Annotated in this window: 2 protein-coding genes; both read right to left on the reverse strand. The window is 36.9% G+C overall.

What is annotated here, in order from left to right:
- Positions 1 to 9: 9 nt before the first annotated feature.
- The gene (locus BN67_RS08365; protein WP_019223664.1) at positions 10 to 699 is read right to left on the reverse strand and encodes a hypothetical protein; all 690 of its coding nucleotides are present in this window, start codon (positions 697 to 699) and stop codon (positions 10 to 12) included.
- A 72-nt stretch (positions 700 to 771) separates the two neighbouring features.
- Positions 772 to 1,320, reverse strand: coding sequence for a hypothetical protein (locus tag BN67_RS08370; protein ID WP_019223665.1), 549 nt, complete (start codon positions 1,318 to 1,320; stop codon positions 772 to 774).
- Between the last annotated feature and the right edge of the window lie 691 nt (positions 1,321 to 2,011).

Genomic DNA, 2,011 nt, shown 5'->3' on the forward strand with positions numbered 1-2,011 from the left:
GTAGTGTTATTATGCGGCTTTATTTTCAATAATCTTTACAACGGTATCGTTTTCATAAATTTCACAATCCTCAGGAATCCCATATGCATAATAAACGTTTTGTTTGACATATGAATTACCATCTCTTTTTAACCTCGCATTGCCATGCACCAAACCTCTAATAGTGTGATAGCCAGTCACTTTTGCATTGCCATAAACAGAGCCGTAGACCTCAGTATACCCCCCCACATGAGCAGAGCCATAAACCTTGCCATAAATTTTAGCAGAGCCACTGATAATAGCATGATCATAAATATCAGCATCTCTATGAATACGAGCATTTCCTGATAATTTTGCATTGCCATAAACCCGCCCACAAACCCAAGCATTATAAGAAAGGTGTGCATTGTCATAAACATGAGCATTGGCATAAACGCGGGCACGGTTGCATACATGGGCATTGCCATAAACCAAGCCCATTATAATAGCATTATTAAAAACTTTAGCATTTTCATAAATATGGGCTGGATTTAAAACAAGAGCATTATCATAAACCCAGCAATTGCCATCATGAGAGAGGTTGCTTTCACTTTCAATAAAGCCGCCTAGATCGCCAGCCTTAACATCAGCAAAGTCTTTTAATGCTTTAATGCGATAAAGAGTTTGATTATTAAATACACGCGTTTCATTTGTGAGTGCAAACTTTTTTGCATAGCACAATTCCTTTATAAAGAGATTTAAATTTTAAAATGAGATGTTTAAAGGAGGGGCGCCCCCGCACGCCGTCATTCATTAGGTTGTTTTGCGATGAGGGCGGCACATAACAAAGCAAATTTCCCCATAAGGTGAAAGACGTTCTGTATAAACATTCTCTATTGTATCACCACAAATATTCTTAGTAACAATAGCCATGCCGCATGCATTGGCATTTTCATAAACATGCACTTTACTTACAATTTTTGCACTATCAAAAACATGTGCATTGCCATAGACATGGGCATTGGCAAAAACCTTTGCAAAACCGTAAACATGGGCATTGCCATATACAAAGCCCCCCACGCCAGCATTGCCATAAACGCGTGCATTTTCGGAAACGCGCCCAGGGGTTACAACAATGGCGTTATCGTAAACCCATGCATTGCCATCATGAGAGAGATTACTTTCATCTTCGATATAGCCCCCAAGTTGACCAGCCTTAACATCACTAAAGTCTCTTAAAGCTTTAATGCGATAAAGCTTTTTACCTTCACGAAGAATGGTTTGATCTGTGAGTTCATATTTTTTTTCAATCTGAGTAGACGCGGATTCGTTTGTAATGGAAGATATAACTGTATTGTTCATAATGAACTCCTAATGGTTTGAATGTTTGTTATCGACACCCATAAGGGCGCCGGGTGCTAACAAACACGGCCATTAGTCCGTCGTTACACTTTCCCCGTGAGGGTATTGTATGGTGTAACCACACCCGGCAAAATCACTTATATGCTAACAAGAGCATAAAAGAAAGCCAGTATATAAAACATAGGAAAGGTCGTTACGTAACCTAACCGCTAATGGTTTAGTGTTGTTAAGCACTTGAGTATCTATTTATCAAAATACTCATTTATTGTCAATTAATATTTTATCTTTTTTGATATTTTTTGTATTTTTTTAAATACGTTGTGTATAAATATTGTCATCTTCTTATAAACAGTTTCTATTTTATTGCGTGTTTTAGATTCTATATTAACGGCTTGCTTAAGCTTTTTCGTTATTTGCCTCTCTATATTGCATAAAATTTACAAACGCTCTTAGAAGTCATATTTTTAGCTTTAAAAGCATAGCTCTTTATTATTGAATGATTTTTGTGAATTGTCTTATAAGAGGTACCTAGCGAGCCTTCATAAGACACCGCGCTTCTGTCATATGAGAGCCTCTAAAGATAGCCAATCTATTTAAAAAAGCAGGAAGGTCGTTTTGTAAGCGGCTTGCTTATCATAAAGTGTTTTTAGGTTTTTGAGTATTGATTCAATAAAATGCCCATTCATTGTTA

The organism is Bartonella rattaustraliani AUST/NH4 (assembly GCF_000312565.1).
Lineage (GTDB): Bacteria > Pseudomonadota > Alphaproteobacteria > Rhizobiales > Rhizobiaceae > Bartonella > Bartonella rattaustraliani.